General features: G+C 70.0%; 13 protein-coding genes. 4 read left to right on the top strand and 9 right to left on the bottom strand.

The genetic code is table 11. From position 1 onward, the window contains the following. Window positions 1-139: 139 nt before the first annotated feature. From ACFU5O_RS18180 to ACFU5O_RS18170, 3 genes are all read right to left on the bottom strand, one after another. Complete coding sequence (locus tag ACFU5O_RS18180; RefSeq protein WP_384241403.1) at window positions 140-1,153, bottom strand: alpha/beta fold hydrolase; 1,014 nt, start codon at window positions 1,151-1,153, stop codon at window positions 140-142. A gap of 793 nt (window positions 1,154-1,946) precedes the next feature. Next, window positions 1,947-3,512 (bottom strand): CehA/McbA family metallohydrolase, encoded by a 1,566-nt coding sequence (locus ACFU5O_RS18175; protein WP_384241401.1) that lies wholly within the window; start codon window positions 3,510-3,512, stop codon window positions 1,947-1,949. A gap of 113 nt (window positions 3,513-3,625) precedes the next feature. After that, window positions 3,626-4,009, bottom strand: a complete 384-nt coding sequence (locus ACFU5O_RS18170) for a hypothetical protein (protein ID WP_384241399.1) — start codon at window positions 4,007-4,009, stop codon at window positions 3,626-3,628. 95 nt (window positions 4,010-4,104) lie between these two features. On the opposite strand from ACFU5O_RS18170, the gene ACFU5O_RS18165 reads away from it, so the two are divergent. Both ACFU5O_RS18165 and ACFU5O_RS18160 read left to right on the top strand, forming a co-directional pair. Beyond that, window positions 4,105-4,935: an LLM class F420-dependent oxidoreductase gene (locus ACFU5O_RS18165; RefSeq protein ID WP_384241397.1), complete on the top strand. Its 831-nt coding sequence runs from the start codon at window positions 4,105-4,107 to the stop codon at window positions 4,933-4,935. A gap of 70 nt (window positions 4,936-5,005) precedes the next feature. After that, on the top strand, window positions 5,006-5,173 hold the full coding sequence (locus tag ACFU5O_RS18160; RefSeq protein ID WP_384241395.1) for a hypothetical protein: 168 nt from the start codon (window positions 5,006-5,008) through the stop codon (window positions 5,171-5,173). 210 nt (window positions 5,174-5,383) lie between these two features. Here ACFU5O_RS18160 and ACFU5O_RS18155 read toward each other — a convergent pair whose 3' ends face one another. The 6 genes from ACFU5O_RS18155 to ACFU5O_RS18130 all read right to left on the bottom strand — a co-directional run bounded on the left by ACFU5O_RS18155 (window position 5,384) and on the right by ACFU5O_RS18130 (window position 13,596). Further along, the gene (locus tag ACFU5O_RS18155) at window positions 5,384-5,740 is read right to left on the bottom strand and encodes a hypothetical protein (protein ID WP_384241393.1); all 357 of its coding nucleotides are present in this window, start codon (window positions 5,738-5,740) and stop codon (window positions 5,384-5,386) included. A 495-nt stretch (window positions 5,741-6,235) separates the two neighbouring features. After that, on the bottom strand, window positions 6,236-6,739 hold the full coding sequence (locus ACFU5O_RS18150; protein WP_384241390.1) for an excalibur calcium-binding domain-containing protein: 504 nt from the start codon (window positions 6,737-6,739) through the stop codon (window positions 6,236-6,238). A gap of 830 nt (window positions 6,740-7,569) precedes the next feature. Continuing rightward, window positions 7,570-7,815 carry a hypothetical protein gene (locus ACFU5O_RS18145; RefSeq protein ID WP_384241388.1) on the bottom strand — a complete coding sequence of 82 codons (246 nt, stop codon included), beginning with the start codon at window positions 7,813-7,815 and terminating at the stop codon, window positions 7,570-7,572. Between the two features lie 179 nt (window positions 7,816-7,994). Beyond that, window positions 7,995-12,650, bottom strand: a complete 4,656-nt coding sequence (locus ACFU5O_RS18140; RefSeq protein WP_384241386.1) for a putative T7SS-secreted protein — start codon at window positions 12,648-12,650, stop codon at window positions 7,995-7,997. After that, window positions 12,650-13,198, bottom strand: a complete 549-nt coding sequence (locus ACFU5O_RS18135) for a hypothetical protein (protein ID WP_384241384.1) — start codon at window positions 13,196-13,198, stop codon at window positions 12,650-12,652. Before ACFU5O_RS18135 ends, ACFU5O_RS18140 begins: the two co-directional genes overlap by 1 nt. Further along, window positions 13,195-13,596, bottom strand: coding sequence for an SseB family protein (locus ACFU5O_RS18130; protein ID WP_384241381.1), 402 nt, complete (start codon window positions 13,594-13,596; stop codon window positions 13,195-13,197). The genes ACFU5O_RS18135 and ACFU5O_RS18130 overlap by 4 nt, the downstream gene beginning before the upstream one ends. Before the next feature lie 376 nt (window positions 13,597-13,972). Between ACFU5O_RS18130 and ACFU5O_RS18125 the strand changes: the two genes are divergently transcribed. Together ACFU5O_RS18125 and ACFU5O_RS18120 are read left to right on the top strand one after the other, a co-directional pair. Then, window positions 13,973-16,618 carry a bifunctional FO biosynthesis protein CofGH gene (locus ACFU5O_RS18125; protein WP_384241379.1) on the top strand — a complete coding sequence of 882 codons (2,646 nt, stop codon included), beginning with the start codon at window positions 13,973-13,975 and terminating at the stop codon, window positions 16,616-16,618. A gap of 654 nt (window positions 16,619-17,272) precedes the next feature. Beyond that, window positions 17,273-18,388 carry an ADP-ribosylglycohydrolase family protein gene (locus ACFU5O_RS18120; RefSeq protein WP_384241378.1) on the top strand — a complete coding sequence of 372 codons (1,116 nt, stop codon included), beginning with the start codon at window positions 17,273-17,275 and terminating at the stop codon, window positions 18,386-18,388. Window positions 18,389-18,416 lie beyond the last annotated feature (28 nt).

Genomic DNA, 18,416 nt, shown 5'->3' with positions numbered 1-18,416 from the left:
GGGTGCCCCGGCCGGCGAAGCCTCGTCCCTCGCAGCACCTCCTCCTCCTTCTTCTTCTTCTTCTTCTTCTTCTTCGTGCGGCTGCATCCGAGGCTTCGGAGGCTGTCAGCCGTCCACGGGCGACACCGTCCCGTTGCGTTCAGCGCTGGCCCGGACCGGCCGGAAGCGATCGCAGCCAGTCGACCAGGAGGGCGTTGACCTCCTTCGTGCGTTCCTGCTGGACCCAGTGCCCGCAGCCTTCCAGGATGTGCGAGGAGACCAGGCGGGGCAGGGTGGTGGGGAAGGCCTTGATGGCGTCCGCCATCCACTGGGTGGGGCCGTCGTGCTCCCCGCCGATGAACAGCGCGGGCTGGCCGATCGGTTCCCCGTCCCAGGCGGCGAGGTCCTCCCAGTCCCGGTCGACGTTGCGGTAGCGGTTCAGCGGTCCGGTCAGACCGGTGTGCTCGAACTCGCCCGCGTAGAAGTCGAGGTCGGCCTCGGTGAGCCAGGACGGCAGGGGGCCGTCGGGGAAACCGTCGGAGAGCCTGCCGCCTTCAGCGACGAAGGGCAGCCCGCCGCCGGCCGGCGGCTTCACGCCGCCCGAGAGAGCGGTGTAGAAGCCCGCGATCCAGCTCCGGACGTCCGGTTCGATCTCCGCCTCGGCCCTGCCGGGCTCCTGGAAGTAGCTGATGTAGAACTCCTCGGGCCCGCCGAACTGCGCGAACGCCTCGGTGGGCCGCTGACCGCCGCGCGGCGCGTAGGGAACGCTGAGAAGCCCGACAGCGGTGAAGACATCCGGCCGGAGCAGGGCGCTGTTGGCCGCGATGGGCGAGCCCCAGTCATGGCCCACGATCACGGCCGTTTCCGCGCCGAGCGCCTTCACCACCGCCACGTTGTCGGCGACATGGGCCAGCATCCGGTAGGCGTCCACCTCTGCGGGCTTCGACGAGCGCCCGTAGCCGCGTACGTCGATGGCTACCGCGTGACAGCCGGCCTCCGCGATCACCGGGAGCTGGTGGCGCCACGAGTACCACGACTCGGGAAACCCGTGGACCATCAGGACCATGGGGCCGGTGCCCTGCTCGACCAGATGGATGCGTCCGCCCGGGACATCCACCAGCCGGTGCCGCGCGGGCTCCACCGCGGCGGAGCGGGAGCTGACGGGCTGTGACATGCGTCCTCCTGAAGGGCTCTTCGGACTTCGGCTGCTGCACATGGTGCACGACGGCGGAACCGGCAGCCGATCATTACCGCCATCGTCCCTACCCGCCATGTCACGACCTTCGAACCCGGTCAGCGGCGGGAGCGGGGGCTGCGGGACTTCCGGCGATCCCGCCTGCTACGGCACCGGCACCGGCACCGGCACCGGCACCGGCACCGGCACCGGCATTGCCACCGCCACCGGCCTCGTCGGCCGCCGCGTCCAGGATGCGGCGACGTGCGCGTACGGCCGCGGTCGGCAGGATCTCGTCGGGCTCCGTCTCGGTCTCCCCGTCCCGGGACGGTTCGTGGACGGGGATCCGTGGCTGCGGCGCTCGATGACGCTGTCCAAGGCCGGTACGGCGGCCAGGGCGTGGCGGCCCGGCTCGGCGAGCGCGAGGCCCGGCCGCCCTGCCCGTACGGGCACGTCGGCGGCCCGGCACCGCACTGCCCTGTCCTCGTCCTCGTCCTCGTCCTCGTCCCCGAGCCTGCGCCGCCGCTTCCCCGGGGCCACCGTCGCCGACCAGACTGTTGTGCAGCAGATCGAGCGCCTCACGGCGCACCGGCGCCGGGTCCGCGGTGAGGCGGAGCAACCGCTCCGCGGCCGGTCCGGCGCGGTCCTCGCGCACCGTGGCGAACACCGCTTCACGGGACGGGTGGCCGCCGGTCGACGTCGTGCCGTCGGCGACCGCCTCGGCCTGGCCACTTCATCGGACGGGGCGGTGGCCGCCCTTCCGCGCGATTGCGTTCGTCATGCGGGGACCACGTCACGCGGGATGCCCGAGGAAGACCGGGTTCGTGAACGCGGCCAGCGGCCCGGGGAAGCCCGGGATCGGCACGACCGGTGCGTGGCGGACCTCGGCCCGTACGTACGCCGCGTACGCCGCCGTCGTACGCCACTCCACCGTGCCCGGGCCCGACTCCGGGAGCGTCGCCGTGTGCAGCACACCCTGGTCGGTGACGAACCTGGCCGTGCGGCCGGGTGCGCCGGTGACCTCCAGCCGGACCGTCACCGGATCGTCGGCGTCGACACGCAGCCGCTCGCCGATGCCCGCGTGACGGCCGCGCCCGCCCGTCGCGCCGAAGGACAGGGACACGGCAGACGACTCGGCGACGTACGAGCGGCCCGCGCGGATGCCGTCGAGGATCGCCTCGCGGGTCAGATCGTCGGCGAGGACCACGGTCTGCGGGGTGCCGACGGCGTCCGGGTCTCGGTGCGCGTCGCTGTTGCCCATGGCAGGGGTCCAGCGCCCTCCGCGCCCTCCTCCGCCTCCCGAACGGGCCGATGCCACCAGGGTGTTGTCCCAGGAGGCCAGTGACACCTCGTCGTCGGGGGTGTAGGGCCCGTTCCAGACCTCCACCGCGTCCGCCTCGCCGAAGCCGAACTTCCAGTTGCAGCCGATGCAGGTGGCGTGCGGGTGGGCGGGTACGACCAGGCCGCCGGCGCGGCGGATCTCGCGGGCGTAGTGGCCGAAGCGGTTGTCCCGCGCGCGGTAGCGCCAGTCGATGAAAGTGCCGGGATCGGTGCCGAGGGCGACGACGTGCCCGTTGCGGGTGGTGACCTCCTCGCCCAGAAGGACCAGCAGGTCGTCACCCGCCGCCTGCGCCCAATGGGCATGCGCGGCATGGGTGTTGTGCTCACTGCTGTTGATGAAGTCCAGTCCGGCCGCGCGGGCGAGGGCGGCGATCTCGGCGGGGGTGCGCCGGCCGTCCGAGTACCAGGAGTGCAGATGGCAGTCGCCCCGGTACCAGGCACGGCCCCGCCCCCTGGCGCGTTCGGGCGGGTAGACGGGCGCCGGGGTCCTGGCGGGAGTGCCGTACGTGAGCGTGACGGTGACCGTGTACGGGAGTCCCTGCGGCGCGACGGTGTACGGGCCGAGGACGACGTACCAGGTGCCCGCCCGGATCGGCCCCGGGATGTAGCCGGGCGTCGCCTCGTCCCCCCGGATGAAGAACTCGCTGCGCGCCCCGCCCGACCAGCCGCGGAAGCCCTCGCCGCCGAGCTCCGTGCCGCGCTCGTCGAAGATGCCGATGTCGAGGGCGTTGCCCTGGGTGCCCGCGGGGACGGGCGGCTTCTCGTACGCGTACGAGACCCGGATCTCCGAGACGCCGCGGGGGATCTCGACGGGGAGGTGGACGAAGTCGGGGGAGCCGGGCGGGAGGGTGCCGCGCACGACCTTGGTGTCGCTCTTCTCGGCTGCTGCCTCGGCGAAGCTCACGCTGCTCAAGGTAAGCGCGGTGACGGCTCCCGTCACGAACAGGCCGCGTCTGCTGATCGAGTGTTCGCCGCGCTGATCGCCGTGCTGATCGCCGTGCTGCTCGTCGTTGCACATACCGTCGGCTCCCCGGAGTGGTGAGAGGGACAGGAGTGGTGCACTCAAACCTGGTACTCGGCGATGAACCCGGATGCAAGGGCAGGCAGGTGGCGGGTTTCGAGGGTGTGGCGTTATCGCGCCCCGCCGCTCCCACTGCGCCGCTTGAGCAGGATCACGACGGCGACGAGCAGCGCGATGCCGATGAGCACGCCGATGACCAGCACGGACGCGAAGCCCATGCCCTTCTTCTTTTTCTTCTTCCGGTCCTTCTTGCGGTCCTTCTTGCCGTGGTTCTCGCCGAGGTTCTTACCGACGGTGCCCGCCGCGGCGACGCGCGCTTCGCCGGCACCTGCCTCGGCGGCCGACGACCAGGCCGAGGGTGCGGACTCGTGCCCGTACCGCACGGCCGTCGCGGTGGTGGCGCTGCCGGTGGACGACGCGGAGGCGGCGGGCACTCCCGCCACCAGCGCCCCGGACAGCACGATCGCCGTGGCGGCGACGCGCAAACGCATCATGATCTCGACTCCCCCGTTGCTGCCGGACTCTCGGAATCTGGCACCGTACGGCATACCTTTGGGCCGCCACCAGAGATGCTGACGGAGGGACGCGCATGCGGATCTCGACCACGATCTTCCTGACGGACGAGACGATCACGCCCGTGCGGCTGGCGCGCGAGCTGGAGGAGCGTGGCTTCGCCGGCCTGTATCTGCCCGAGCACACCCACATCCCGGTCGAACGGACCACCCCGTACCCGGCAGGCGGTGACCTGCCGCCCGAGTACGGCCGCACCCTCGACCCGTTCGTGGCCCTCGGCCAGGCCGCGGCCGTCACTTCGCACCTCGGCCTCGGCACCGGTATCACCCTCGTCGCCCAGCACGACCCGATCGACCTCGCCAAGCAGATCGCGACCCTGGACCATCTCAGCGGCGGCCGATTCACCCTCGGCGTCGGCTTCGGCTGGAACAAGGAGGAGGCCGCGGACCACGGCGTCGAGTGGTCGACGCGGCGCGAGCTGATCCGCGACCGGATGCGCTTGATGCGGGCGCTGTGGGCGGACGAACCGACCGCGTACAAGGGCGACTTCGGTTCGGTACGGGCGTCGTACGCGTACCCGAAGCCGGTGACCGGCGGCGCCCCCCGCACTCTGGTCGGCGGCGCGGCCGGCCCGAAGCTCTTCGCGCACATCGCCGAGTACGCGGACGGCTGGATGCCCATCGGCGGCCGCGGCCTGACGGACTCCGTGCCGGTACTGCGCGAGGTCTGGGCGAAGGCGGGCCGCGACCCTGAGGCGTTGCAGCTCGTGCCCTATGCGGTCCTGCCGTCGGCGGGCAAGCTGGCGCACTACGCGGAGCTGGGGGTGGAGGAGGTGGTGCTGCAGCTGCCGCCGGCGGGGGAGCGGGAGGTGCTGCGGGCGCTGGACGACTACGCACAGTATCTGTGAGGGTTGACTTCGGACATTCCGAACCGAGAATTCGAAGCGCGTCGCCGAGAAGCTCGACCAGGCTCACCGTTTGCACATCACCCGACGTGACGGCGAGGACCTCTGTCTCACGACGGCTCGTCACGACCGGGAGCGTGAAGAGACCGCCGACCTCACGGCCCGGCTCTTCGCGGCCCTGATGGGAGCCGACGGCGGGGCGCGGGCCGTACCGCACGCGCTGCCGTCGGTTCTCCCGTAGGTCCGGCATCTCTCCGACGACGAGGTCCATCAGTTCGGACGCGTACCTGAGTGCGGTGGCGGGCCTAGCCTCGGCGATGCCGCTCACCTGCGTGCGAGACCCCACCTGCACACAGCAACTCGTCCACCCGCACCAGGAAGTCAGGCTGCGGTGGCACACACACCCCGGAGGATCCTCGTCGGTTTTGCGGCACCGGTGCAGGTGTGCGGGTCAGACCTCCAGGGACCTCAAAGCCTCCAGAGCTCGAGCTGATTCGGCGCGAACCTCAACCCATTCGGGGGCTTCTGTGAGTGCTTCCGGTGTCCACACGGTAAGGCCCTGCGTCGTCATCGACTCAAGCTTGTCGTTCGTTGGAGTCAAGAGTGTTACGACCTGCTGAGGGAGTTCGCCTTGGGCTGCTCTTCCTAGAGCGAGTCTGAAGGCGTCGTCGAATTCCAGCGCCAACTCGTCAACTCCGACATCTAGGTCTCTAATGTGGTTCAACTGGTGGTCAGCTGACCACGTGAGAGGCTCCAATGCGCGAATTACTTGGCGCAGGGTCTCATCGCTTGATGAAATTTCACTCATCTAATGAGTCCTCCCAAGTCCCCTTCCCACCCCTTGACGCGCCAGTATGCCCCTTCGCCGTGATGGCCGCCCCCTGGATGCCAGCGAAGCATGCGACGGCTGTGAGCAGCACGGTCGCTTCGTAGCGAACCGCGAGCTTGTCGTACCTGAGGGCCACGGCCCGGTGACGCTTGAGCCGGTTGATGCCGCAGTCCATGGCGTGGCGTTGAGTGCCGAGGCGCCGGGCATTACACGGCGCTGTTTCGATGCTTTACGCGGCGATCCTGTGTCTCAAGCCGACCCCGACCGGCAGCACCGGCTGCGTGGTCGACTGGCAACGCGGAACCTGGGCGGGCGCGAGTATCCCCAGTGGGAGTACGAGGTGACGGCCGGCGGGCGGGTCCGCTACTTGGTGGACGACGCCCGCCGCACTGTGCACCTGGTCCACGCCTCGCCCCGACACCTCAAGGACACTGAGCAAGCCGTCCCCATGGAAGCCGGGGCAAAGGGGTGGCCTCACTCGCAGCCGGTGCCGTCGCCGTCGCGGTCGAGATGGCGGCCGTACCCCGGGTCGCCGGCTCGGACGGGTGCCGCGCCGGCGGCTCGTGCGGCGGAGCAGTTCTCGTAGTAGACGCTGTCGGCTCCGCTGTCCTCGTCGGGCGGAGGCGCCTCGGCAGGCGCGTCGGCCTGCTCGGTCACGGTCACCGTCTCGGTGACCGTGACCTCGACCTCCTTGGTGACGGTCGGCTGCGGCTTGGGAGCGGCAGCTTCAGGGCTGGCGGTGACCGTGGCCGTCACCGTCGTGGTGGGCTGCGCGCTCGCGGCGGCCAGGGTGCGGTTGTCGTCGGCGCTGCTCTCCCCGGAGGCGCCGACGCCGAGCCCGCAGCTTCCTGCCAGCAACGCGGTGACGGCTATGGCGACCCAGAACTTGGGCTTGTCGGCCATGCCGGCGCGCGGCTGCGGAGGAACCTGCGGTGGGCCGGGCGGAATCCAACCGGGGCCGGGGTGGTGATTGGTCACGAGTGCCCCCCTTTCGCACGTGACGAGGTGTGAGGTGGGTCACGTTAGCGGGGAGTGGCTCACGGGGTCCGGCGTTCGCTCAAATTCGTTAATCCCTCAACTGCCCGGGGCGGCAGGCCGGGCATCCTGCGCATGAAGTCGGCGGGTGCGGATCGCGGTCAGGGCGCTACGGCGCGGATCAGGTCCTGCGCCCCCCTGCAGGTTCACCCAGAGCTCCTCGTCCACGGGGAGCCGCGGCGCGATGCCGGGCGCCGCCCACTGAACGTCGTATCGAGCGCGGTCGATTGCCACGGCCTGGGGCACGGCCATCGCGTCATCGGCAAGCGGTCTGGGCTGGACAGGCTCTGCGGTGACCGTCGTCATGCGCCTGCGTCTGCCGTGGATGGAGCATCCTGCGTCGCGCAGGGAGGTCGGGGCCGAGGTGCGTGCCGTCGTGGGGCGTAATGCCGGAAACCATTGCTGTGCAGATCCGTTTCCGGTTTGAAGTGCTGACTCGGGAGGTGTGCAGGAGGCGTTTGTCTCTAGATCACATCGCTCCGATAGTCGCCTCAAGCGCGTGGGCATATTCCCTGAATTTTTCCTTCGTCGTTCCAGCCACCTTCGACGACGGAGACAGTATTTCAGGGAGGAACGCCACGCGCCACATTCGAAAGATGTTTGAGATCGTGCTTCCATCACAGCGGCCCATCGACCCCGGACTCCGACACGGGCCGTGACCTCCTGCTCGTGGACGCTCTCGCCACGGCCTGGGGCACGACCGACCGTGTCATCGGCAAGACGGTCTGGACGGCGATGCACCCTCAGGAGAAATTCGGCGTATGCCTAGAAGCCTACGGTTCCCAGGAAGCATCGGCATCGGCAGCTTCAAGAGTGAGGAGGATCCTTTCAAGATCCTCGGCCGTTGCCGCGCAGAAGTCCTGATCTTCCCTGTTGATGGCAGCCATCGAATCATTGAAGTATCGGGTGTCACGTCCGGCTTCCTCGATCAAGCGAGTGGGCACGATCATCCAATTTCTCGTCGACGTAAAGGTCCAATCCACACGTAAATCGGCCTGGTGTACCGCGTCTTCGAACACGGCCTTAAGTTTCTCTCGGGGCTCTGCGAAGCGCCACCCCACGAACGCAACTTGAAGGTATCCGTAGACTGGATGCCGTTCGGTGGGTGACCTGAACCAAACCACTCGACCGAACCTGCTCAGGATCTGCTTCGCCCGTTGGTTACGTGGGGGCAGTCCTGAGCAGTCATCTACGCTGGTCAACGACGCCCCCATGGTGGAAGCATTTTGTGTTCACCATTCTTTCTCACGATCTTCTCTCCTTCGTTTGAAAGTCGAAGAGCTCGCTCATAGTCGCCTAGCGGGATCGGATTTGCGCTAAGAGTCGGATCGTAGGCGTAGCGGCCATCCGTGTACACCTCGTGAAAGACATAATCTTCGATGATCTCGCCACCGTGCTCAGGGATCCTGATGTCGTTTCCGGAGTGTGTGATGTAATGCACGATCTTACCCTCGCCATTGGCGTTCCTGGCTATGAAGGAGGCGATGTCCGAACAGTCGATTTCCGAGCCCCTGGGTGCGGCTCGCATGGCGTCGGTCAGCGTGGTGCTTGGTGGACGGGTACTGCTTGGATCCCGGAAGTCGAAGGGACCCCGCCCGTTGGGACAGGGGCTCAGCCCGAGCTGGTCGACCCAGGTAATGGGATTGTGAACGTAGGTGTTGGGGTTGGGCGCGGGCGAGAGGCCGAGTAGGTCAAGGCTGAGGTAGCGCGCCGTTTCCGGGTCGTAATGGCGGAAGTAGTTGTAGTGCAGCCCCGTTTCGGGGTCGAAGTACTGCCCCGGAAACCGCAGTGGCGTATACGCCGTGCTCGACTTCGCCCACGTCGTCGTCCCCCACAGCGTGCTGCGCGTGCGCCACGCAAGCTCCCCCGACTCGTCGACGAGTTCGGTCGGGGTGCCTACGAGGTCGGTGACGATGGCGAAGAAGCGTTCGTCGATCGCCTCCTGCGGGGCGTCCGCGGTGAGGATGCGTTCCGTCTGGGTGATCGGGCGCAGGCCGTTGTGGTCCCAGGTCACCGCGACCGGGTGGGGCAGGTCCGTGCCCTCGGTCGTCTGCTCGCAGAGCCTCGTGCCTTCCCAGGTGAAGGAGACCTGCTCGACGACCGTTTCGCCGTCGTCGGCCAAGCGCTGTTTCGCGGTGCGGCGGCCCAGCGCGTCGTACTGGTAGTGCCATACCGTGCCGTCCGGTGTGGTCACCGAGGTGAGCCGGTCCTCCGCGTCCCACTCGTAGCGCCAGGTGTCCGGCTTTCGTGACAGGCGGGTCTTCTGGCGGAGCACCACGCGGCCCTGCGCGTCGTGTTCGTAGCGGACATTGCCGGCACGCGTGATGAGGGTGCCCGTGTAGGCACGCGCACCCGTGGCCTCCTGGCCCGGGTGCTTGGTGGGCCAGGACGCCTCCGTCTGGTTGCCCGCCGCGTCGTAGGCGTACCGCTCGGTCCAGTTCGCGGCCTGCACCGCGGTGACGCGGCCCACCGCGTCGAGGTCGAAGCGGCGGGTGCCTCCGAGCTGGTCGTCGATGCCGATGAGGTTGCCGTCCGCGCGGTAGGCGTAGCCGCGGCGCTGGAGGCTGCGATCCGCCCCCACCACGTGCTGGTCGGTGAGGCGGCCCATGGCGTCGTACGCGTGCCGCAGGGTGACCGTCCCACCGATGTGACGGGCCAGCTCCTGGCCCGCGGCGTCGTGCTCGAAGGTGAGCGTCCGCCCCGATGTGGTCAGCTCCGTGCGGCGGCCCGCCGCGTCGTAGGTCCACGAGCTCACGGCGCCGCTCGGCGTCGTCCGGCCGGTCCGGCGGCCCAGGCCGTCGTACGCGAAAACCAGCTCGCGGCCGTTCACCGTCTCGGACTTGAGTCGGCCGAAACGATCCCGCAGGCGCGTGAGCATCGCGTCCGGGCCCGCCGCCACCGCCAGTTCGTCGAAGATGTCGTACTCGTACGTGGTGACGGCGCCCTCGGCGTCCTTGCGGACGACTTGGTCGAGCTCGTTGTGTTCGTACTGGATGCTCTGGCCGAGACCGTTCGTCCGGCACACCAGCCGCCCCGCCGGGTCGTACGCGTACGCCAGGGTCCGATCGTCGAAGTCGGTCTCGGATATCAGCCGGCCCGCCGGGTCGTACGCGTAGTCCCAGGTCAGCCCCTGCGGATTGGTCACCCGGGTCAGCCGGAGATCCATGTCGTGGCTGAACTCGTACCGCACACCGTCCGGCCCGGTCCGCGCCACCAGCAGGTCGAAGTCCGTGTACTCGTACGTGGAGACCCCGCCCATCGCATCGGTGTGGCGGATGCAGTTGCCCTCACCGTCGTAGTCCCACGACTGCTGCGAACCGTCGGCCTCGGTGCGACGCGCCAGGTTCCCCTCAACGGTCCACTCCAGACGGGTCACCGACCCGAGCGGGTCGGTGATGGTGACGGGGCGGCCGAACGCGTCCCGTTCATAGCGCGTGGTCGCCCCCAGCGGATCCGTGATCGCGAGGGCGAGGCCCGCCCTGTCGCAGCGCACGGTGCTGGTGTGCCCGAGGGCGTCGGTCACCGACGTCAGATGGCCGTACGCGTCGTACGAGAAGCGGGTCGTCGCGCCCGACGCATCGGTCACCGACGTGCGGTTGCCGCGCTCGTCGAAGGTCTGGCGTGTCACCGTGCCGTCCACGCCGGTCACCCGTACCGGCAGACCGAGCTCGTCGTACTCGACAATGCTCTGCCGGCCGTCCGGGCGGGCGACGGACACGACCCGGCCGACGCTGTCGTAGGAGATACGGGTCGTGTGCCCCAGAGGATCGGTGCGTGCGAGCAGCCTGTTGTAGCGGTCCCGCTCGAATCGGGTGGTGGCGCCCGTGGCGTCGGTCTCCGCCACGACCTGCAGTCGGTCGTCGACGAGGTAGCGGCTCTGGTGGCCCGCGGCGTCCGTCAGTGTCGTGCCGTGCTCGTCGTACGCGAAGCGCGAGCTGAAGTGCCCGTTGGCACCCGACTGGGCCACACAGCGGTCGCGCTCGTCGTAGACGTAGTCGAAGTGCCTGCCGTTGGTGTCGGTCCAGGAGGTGATCCGGCCGTACTCGTCGTAGCCGAAACGCAGCGGTCGCCCCGAGGAGTTGGTCACCTCGGTCAGGTGGCCGCCTGTGTACCCGTATTCGAGGATCCTGGTGCCGTCCGCGAGGGACAGCGCGGTGATCCTTCCCTCGGAAGACGTGAAGTGCAGTCCGTAGCCTCCGCTGTGGGAGGCGGACAGCGGGGTCCCGTCCGGGGCGTATTCGAAGGAGATCCAGGCCCCGTTGCGGTCGTCGATCTGCGTCAGCAGGGCTACGTCGCCGTCATGGTGGTCCGTGAAGTGCCGGACGCGGCCGGTTGCGGGATCCGTGACGGTGTAGCCGTCCGACTGCCGGGCGAGCGGCCAGCGCTTGCCGTGCTCGGGCTGCACGGGCACGCCCGGCGCTGGGTGCGGATAGGCGAGCAGACTGCCGTCCTCGCGGACGAAGACGACTCCCTCGGGGTCGATCTCCAGCCTCTGGTCGATCGTGCCGGCCCACGTCGGGCCGAACCACCGGCCCGCACGGTAGGAGGACTCGAAGGTGCGCTCGAAGACCATCGGCAGGGCCCCCGGGAGCACCACGTCGGTCTGCGGCAGAACCATGCGGCCGGTCGCGACGTCGACGGGGTCTTTCTCGCAGACCTTCTCCGTTTTCGCGTCGCGCGACCTGTCCTGCGGGCCGTCGGGGCTCTTCAGCTCCGTCCGGGCCGGTCCGGGCTTCTTGATGTCGTCCACGTGCTTGGCGACGGACGCGGTCTTCTTGAGGGCACCGAGGCCCTTCGTGCCCACCAGCTCGGGTATGAGCTTGCCGATGCCCTCCGAGGGGTCCTTCATGAACTCGTCGACCATGGTCTTCGCGGCACCGACGGGATTGTTCGCCGTCGTCAGGAGGCCCGCGGCCGTCGAGTTCAGGCTCATGGCGAACTCGGCCGGGTGCGTCAGGTTGTAGGGGTCCGTCGGGTTGACCGAGCGGACGAAGTTCACCAGGCCCGCCGTCCCCTTGATCACTCCCCCGACCACATGGTTCCCGTCGATGTACGTGGCCACGAAGCCGTCTTCGAGCTGCTCCGTGTACGAGGGCTTCGGCGGGGCCGCGTCGCGGGCCGCTCGCACCGCGGAACGAGCCGTCTCGGCGGCCTCGTTGCGCTGGCGGCGGGCCTCGTCGAGCTTGTCCTGGGCAGCGTTCGCCTTTGCCTTGACCGAGGCGGGCGCCGTGAAGTCACCCGGGCGCGGCGGGAGTGTGTCCTTCTCCGCCTCCACCGCGTTCTTGTACTCGTCGACACGTTTGTTGTGCGCGGTACGGGCTTCCTCGTACAGCTGCGTGGCCGCGTTGTACTCCTCGACGGCCTCCTTGGCCTGGCCCTGCGCCCACTCCACCGTCTCCGCGAAACGGCTCATCGCACCGGCCGCCTTCGAGAAGGCATCGGCGGCCTTGAACCATTTCGGCGGCTGTTTCGCCGAGGCCTCCCGGTACGCGGTCGCGACCTCGCCCTGGAAAGCGTCCGCGTCCACGCCCTTGAGCCCCTCGCCGACCTTGTCGAACGACGACTGGAACTTCTCCAGGTGCGTGACCGTCGAGCGGATCTTGTCCACGCTGCCGTGGACCAGCTTCTTCGGATCCTCGGTCTGGCCCAGCTCCAGCTCGGAGACGTCCGCGCCGAGGTGGTTCGCGGCAGAGCGGCTCTTGTCGCGTATCCAGTCGGCGCCGTCGTCCCAGCCGGCCTTGTCTGCCACATCCGCGGTCTTGTCGCCGAGCCACTCGATGCCGTCGCCGACACCCTCGACGACATCCTCGCCCGCGTCCTCGATGCTGTCCGGTACGTAGTCCCGCCAGCCCATCAGCCGCTGCCCCCCTCGGCGAGCTCCTGGAGCGAGCCGGCCACTCCCTCGTTCTCGAGCTTGTCGCCCGTGGTCTCCCAGGTCTGCTGCATGTCCTGGCTCGCGTTGAGGACCGACTCCGCGCTGTAGTCCGGTTCGTAGACATCGGCCGAGAAGACGTCGCCCCACGCCTTCTTCTCGATGTCGTCCTCACTCGCGTGCGGATTGCCGTACAGCGAGTTCGCCCCCACCTTCCACGCACCCTGGAGGTACTGGTCCTCCTCCCACAGTGCGCCCGCCGCGATTCCCGTCCGAGTGGCCAGATCGCCGGCGTCCTGGATCAGTGCGCGGACGCCCCACTCCCAGCGCTCGCAGAAGTCCTCGAAGTCGCCCGCGAGCCCGGGATGCCCGGATTCCATACCTGTCAGCGACAGTTCACCGAAGCCCGCGCCCATCGCGGCGCCACCCGCCGTGCCGATCTCGCGCAGCTCAGCCACCGCACCCCGCAGGCCCTCGGTGATCTTTTTGATCGCTGCCGGGTCCACCTCGAGGTCCTTGTTCCCGCTCATGGCGCGACCTCCCCACGGCCGGCCGCGAGGTCCACGGCAACGCTGTCCGGAACGATCCCGCTCACGGGAGGGAACATCATCGAGCCGTCCTCGTCCGCCACGTTCACGGCGATGCCCGTCGGACCGTCGAGCGAGGGAATCACCGCGTCCAGCAGGCGTGCGCCGAGAATCGACAAGTACTCCCACTCCGCGTCACCGCTGCCTCGTGCATGGGCGAAGCGCGCAAGTGCCGACTCGTCCGTGAACGCGTAGATCCAGCGGATGCCACTGACGTTCCCCGACCTCAGCCCGCCGTCCACCACCGGCACGAGCACCGCCGCACGCCGGAACTCGCCGAGCAGACGCCCCGGATCACCACGCCCCTCGCGCGCAGCCGCTATCTCCTCGAACAACTCCATGCCGATGGCACCCCGTTCGCGAACACCTGCACCTCGGCGCCTACCGTACGACAGTTCGCACCGCCGTTTGCACTGAGAGAGACTGCGACCTGGAGCGCAGTCGGTCCACAGGCCGTGCCGCACGCGCAGAGGGCGAAGGCCCGCCTTCACGGCGCTTGCCAGGCCGTCGCTGAAGCAACGTCAGCCTTCCTGCAGGGACCTGGCCGCGACGGTCGACGCGGTCGTCCTGGAGGTCTCACCAAGCGCGCGATGCCGGGGTGGGGCATGGCGTCACGGCGTCATTCCCGAAAGTAACCGGCCAGTGGGCGCAAAGTGGCCCATACATGGCGTGACCCGCGAGGGCCGGGCTGTCGGCACGCGCTCGTATGCTCGGTCCATGACCGATCACCAGCCCGGACGTCACGAGCCCGGGGACCGGCCCACCGAGCGGCCCGCAGGGCAGCTTGCCGGGCAGCCCGGACGCCCCACCGAGAACGCCATGCGCCGCGCTCTCAGGCGAGCCCGTGACGGCGTCGCACTCGACGCCGCCGAGGCCGCCGTGCTGCTGCAGGCACGCGGCGCGGACCTGGAGGATCTCTGTGCGTCCGCCGCCCGCGTGCGGGACGCCGGGCTCGAGGCGGCAGGCCGTCCCGGCGTGATCACGTACTCGAAGAGCGTGTTCATCCCGCTGACCCGGCTCTGTCGCGACAAGTGCCACTACTGCACCTTCGCCACCGTGCCGGGAAAGCTGCGTCGCGCAGGGCACGGGATGTTCATGTCGCCCGACGAGGTTCTGGACGTCGCGCGGCGCGGAGCCGAACTGGGCTGCAAGGAAGCGCTCATCACGCTCGGGGACAAGCCCGAGGACCGCTGGCCCGAGGCGCGGGAATGGCTCGACGCGCACGGGTACGACGACACCATCGCCTACGTACGGGCCATGGCGATCCGGATCCTCGAGGAGACCGGGCTGCTGCCCCACCTCAACCCCGGGGTGATGACCTGGACCGACTTCCAGCGGCTGAAGCCTGTGGCGCCGTCGATGGGCATGATGCTGGAGACCACCGCCGAGCGGCTGTGGAGCGAGCCCGGCGGGCCGCACCACGGGTCACCCGACAAGGAGCCGGCGGTGCGGCTGCGCGTCCTGGAGGACGCGGGGCGCAGTTCCGTGCCGTTCACCAGCGGGCTGCTGATCGGGATCGGGGAGACGTACGAGGAGCGGGCGGAGTCGCTGTTCGCGCTGCGCCGGATCTCCCGGGCCTACCACGGGATCCAGGAGCTCATCATCCAGAACTTCCGCGCCAAGCCGGACACGGCGATGCGCGGGATGCCGGACGCCGAGCTCGACGACCTGGTCGCGACCATCGCCGTGGCGCGGCACATCATGGGTCCTTCGGGCTGTCTGCAGGCGCCGCCGAATCTCGTCGACGACGAGTACGGGCAGCTCATCGCGGCCGGGATCGACGACTGGGGCGGGGTGTCGCCGCTCACGCCGGACCACGTCAACCCGGAGCGCCCCTGGCCGCAGATCGACGTGCTCGCCGACCGGTCGGCCGCCGCCGGCTTCCGGCTGCGTGAACGGCTGGCCGTCTACCCGGAGTTCGTCCGGCGCGGTGAGCCGTGGCTGGACCCGCGGCTGCTGCCGCACGTAAGGGCGCTGGCCGACCCGGAGACCGGGCTGGCGGACGAGAACGCCAGGCCGGCGGGCCTGCCCTGGCAGGAGCCCGACGAGGGGTTCACGGCGAGCGGCCGGACCGACCTGCACCGCACCATCGACACCACGGGCCGCACGGGCGACCGGCGTGACGACTTCGACGAGGTGTACGGCGACTGGGAGGCGCTGCGGGAGGCTGCGGCGCCCGGCATGGTGCCGTCCCGTATCGACACGGACGTTCGCGCCGCCCTCGCCACGGCCGCCGACGACCCGACGAAGCTCACCGACGACGAGGCGCTCGCGCTCCTGCACGCCGACGGGCCCGCGCTGGACGCGCTGTGCGGGATCGCCGACGACGTCCGAAGGTCGGTGGTCGGCGACGACGTCACGTACATCGTCACCCGCAACATCAACTTCACCAACGTCTGCTACACCGGCTGCCGCTTCTGCGCCTTCGCGCAGCGCCGCACCGATGCCGACGCCTACACCCTCTCGCTGGACCAGGTCGCCGACCGGGCGCAGCAGGCGTGGGACGTCGGCGCCGTCGAGGTCTGTATGCAGGGCGGCATCCACCCGGACCTGCCGGGCACGGCCTACTTCGACATTGCGCGGGCCGTCAAGGAACGCGTCCCCGGCATGCATGTGCACGCCTTCTCCCCGATGGAGGTCGTCAACGGCGCGTCCAGGACCGGGATGTCGATCCGTGAGTGGCTGACGGCCGCGAAGGAGGCCGGGCTCGACTCCATCCCGGGCACGGCCGCCGAGATCCTCGACGACGAGGTGCGCTGGGTGCTCACGAAGGGCAAGCTGCCCACGGCCACCTGGATCGAGGTCGTCACCACCGCGCACGAGCTGGGCATCCGCTCCTCTTCGACCATGATGTACGGGCATGTCGACCAGCCCCGCCACTGGCTCGGCCACTTCCGGGCGCTGGCCGGCATCCAGCAGGAGACGGGCGGTTTCACGGAGTTCGTGACCCTGCCCTTCATCCACACCAACGCGCCCGTCTATCTCGCGGGGATCGCCCGGCCGGGCCCGACGGCCCGGGACAACAGGGCGGTGACGGCGATGGCGCGTCTGCTGCTCCACCCGCACATCCCCAACATCCAGACCAGCTGGGTGAAGCTCGGCACGGAGGGTGCCGCGGAGATGCTCCGCTCGGGCGCCAACGACCTGGGCGGCACGCTGATGGAGGAGACCATCTCCCGGATGGCGGGCTCGAGCTACGGCTCGTACCGCTCGGTGAAGGACCTGACCGCGATCGCGGAGGCGGCGGGGCGGCCGGCGAAGCCGCGTACGACGCTGTACGGAGAGGTTCCGCAGGAGCGGGTCGCGGCAGCAGCCGCGTCCGACGGGCATCTGCCGGAGCTGCTGCCGGTGCTCACGGACTGAGCCGGAGCCGGAGCCGGCGCCGGGGACTGTCCGGGCGGGACTGTCCGGGCGGGACTGCGCGGACGAGGGCAAGCGGACGGGGTTGCGCGAGCGCGGCTGCCCGGGCGGGTGGGGCGGAGGGGGTTGCGCGGGCGGGGCTGCCCGGGCGGGTGGGGCGAAGGGGGTTGCGCGGGCGGGGCTGCCCGGGCGGGTTGCCACGGCCGCGCTCACCGGGCGGGGGCCCGGGGCGCCTCGCGCCGCGACCGTCCAGGGGTTCCCTCCCAGGGGTTCCCTCGGTCCCGGCACGCCGGCACGGGCGTACGGCCGGTCGGCGTGCCCGCGGTCCCGTACCCGGGGGCGTGCCCGCGGTCCCGTACCCACGGGAACGTACGAGCCCAGGGCGGACCGAGCGGCGGGCAAGCCGGTCCCGCAGCCGGGCGGGCCCGCCCGGACCGTGGACGCCCGGCGGGGCACGCGGCCCGCGCCCCCGGTCCCGTACCCCCGCCCGTCCCGCCACCCCCCCCGTGACGCAACGCACCCGCGAATGAGCCAGGAGCAACGATCAAATCCAGCCTCAGAGCTGATCGATCACAGAGCGTTCCGGCTTGATTGCACCCATGAAGCGATCGGCCGCGGTCGATTACAGTGCTGCGCACGAGTGAGGAGGGATGCCGCGTGACCACAGCAGCCACAGCCGTCTGGGGCCGTGCCGAACAGCAGGACTTCCGCGCCCGGGTACGCGGCTGCCTGCTCGGCGGCGCCATCGGGGACGCGCTCGGTGCCGGAGTCGCGGAGCTCACCGTTGAGGACATACGGGCCGCACACGGCACCGACGGAGTGAGCGACCTCGTGCCCGCCTACGGCCGTCGCGGCGCCGTGACCGCAGCGACGCAGATGACCCTGTTCACCGTCGATGGTCTGATACGCGCCCAGGTGCGCCGTGACACCGGCGCCTGGCACCCTCCGACCGATGTGCACCGCGCCTATCTGCGCTGGGCGGCGACGCAGCGCGACTGGGGCCCCGACGAGCGCCGCAAGGACAACGGCTGGCTCGCCCGCGAGGAGTGGCTGTACGCCCGCCGTGATCCGGATCCGGCCACCGTCGGCGGGCTCGCCGACGAGATGCTCGGCACCCTGGACAAGCCCAAGAACCCCACCGCCCGTGACGCCGGGGCCCTCGTCCGCTCGGCGCCGTTCGGGCTGCTGGTGGGCTGGGAGCCGCAGCTGGTCTGCCAGCTGGCCGTGGAGTGTGCGGCACAGACCCACGGTCACCCCACCGCGTACCTCTCGGCCGGCGCCTTCGCCGTGATCGTGCACGGACTGGCCCGGGGCGAGACCGTGGACGGGTCCGTCCAGCGTGCCCTCGCCCTCCTCGCGCCCCGACCCGGCCACCAGCTCGTCACCGACGCGCTGAAGCAGGCGCTCGGCGCCGTACGCCAGGGCATCCCGAGCCCGGCCCGTATCGCGGCGCTCGGCAATCCGGAGCATGCGGAGGACGCGCTCGCCATCGCCGTCTACTGCACCCTGGTGAGCGAGGACGTCCGCCACGGGCTGCGCCTCGCGGTCGACCACGACGGCGCGTCGCACACGACCGGCACGCTCTGCGGCGGACTGCTCGGCGCCCTGCACGGCGAGACCGCCCTGCCCCCGGCCTGGCTCGCGGAGCTGGAGGGCCGGGCCACGATCCTCGAACTCGCCGACGACTTCGCCATGGAGATGACCCAGGGCCCCGCCCTGCACGGCCCGGCGTCCTCGGCCCCGGGCTGGCTGCTGCGCTATCCGCGCGGCTGACCCGCCCGTACGCGCACGGGGAAGTGCA

It is taken from the genome of Streptomyces sp. NPDC057445 (assembly GCF_042802855.1).
Lineage (GTDB): Bacteria > Actinomycetota > Actinomycetes > Streptomycetales > Streptomycetaceae > Streptomyces.
This window is presented reverse-complemented; position numbering and strand designations above follow the sequence as displayed.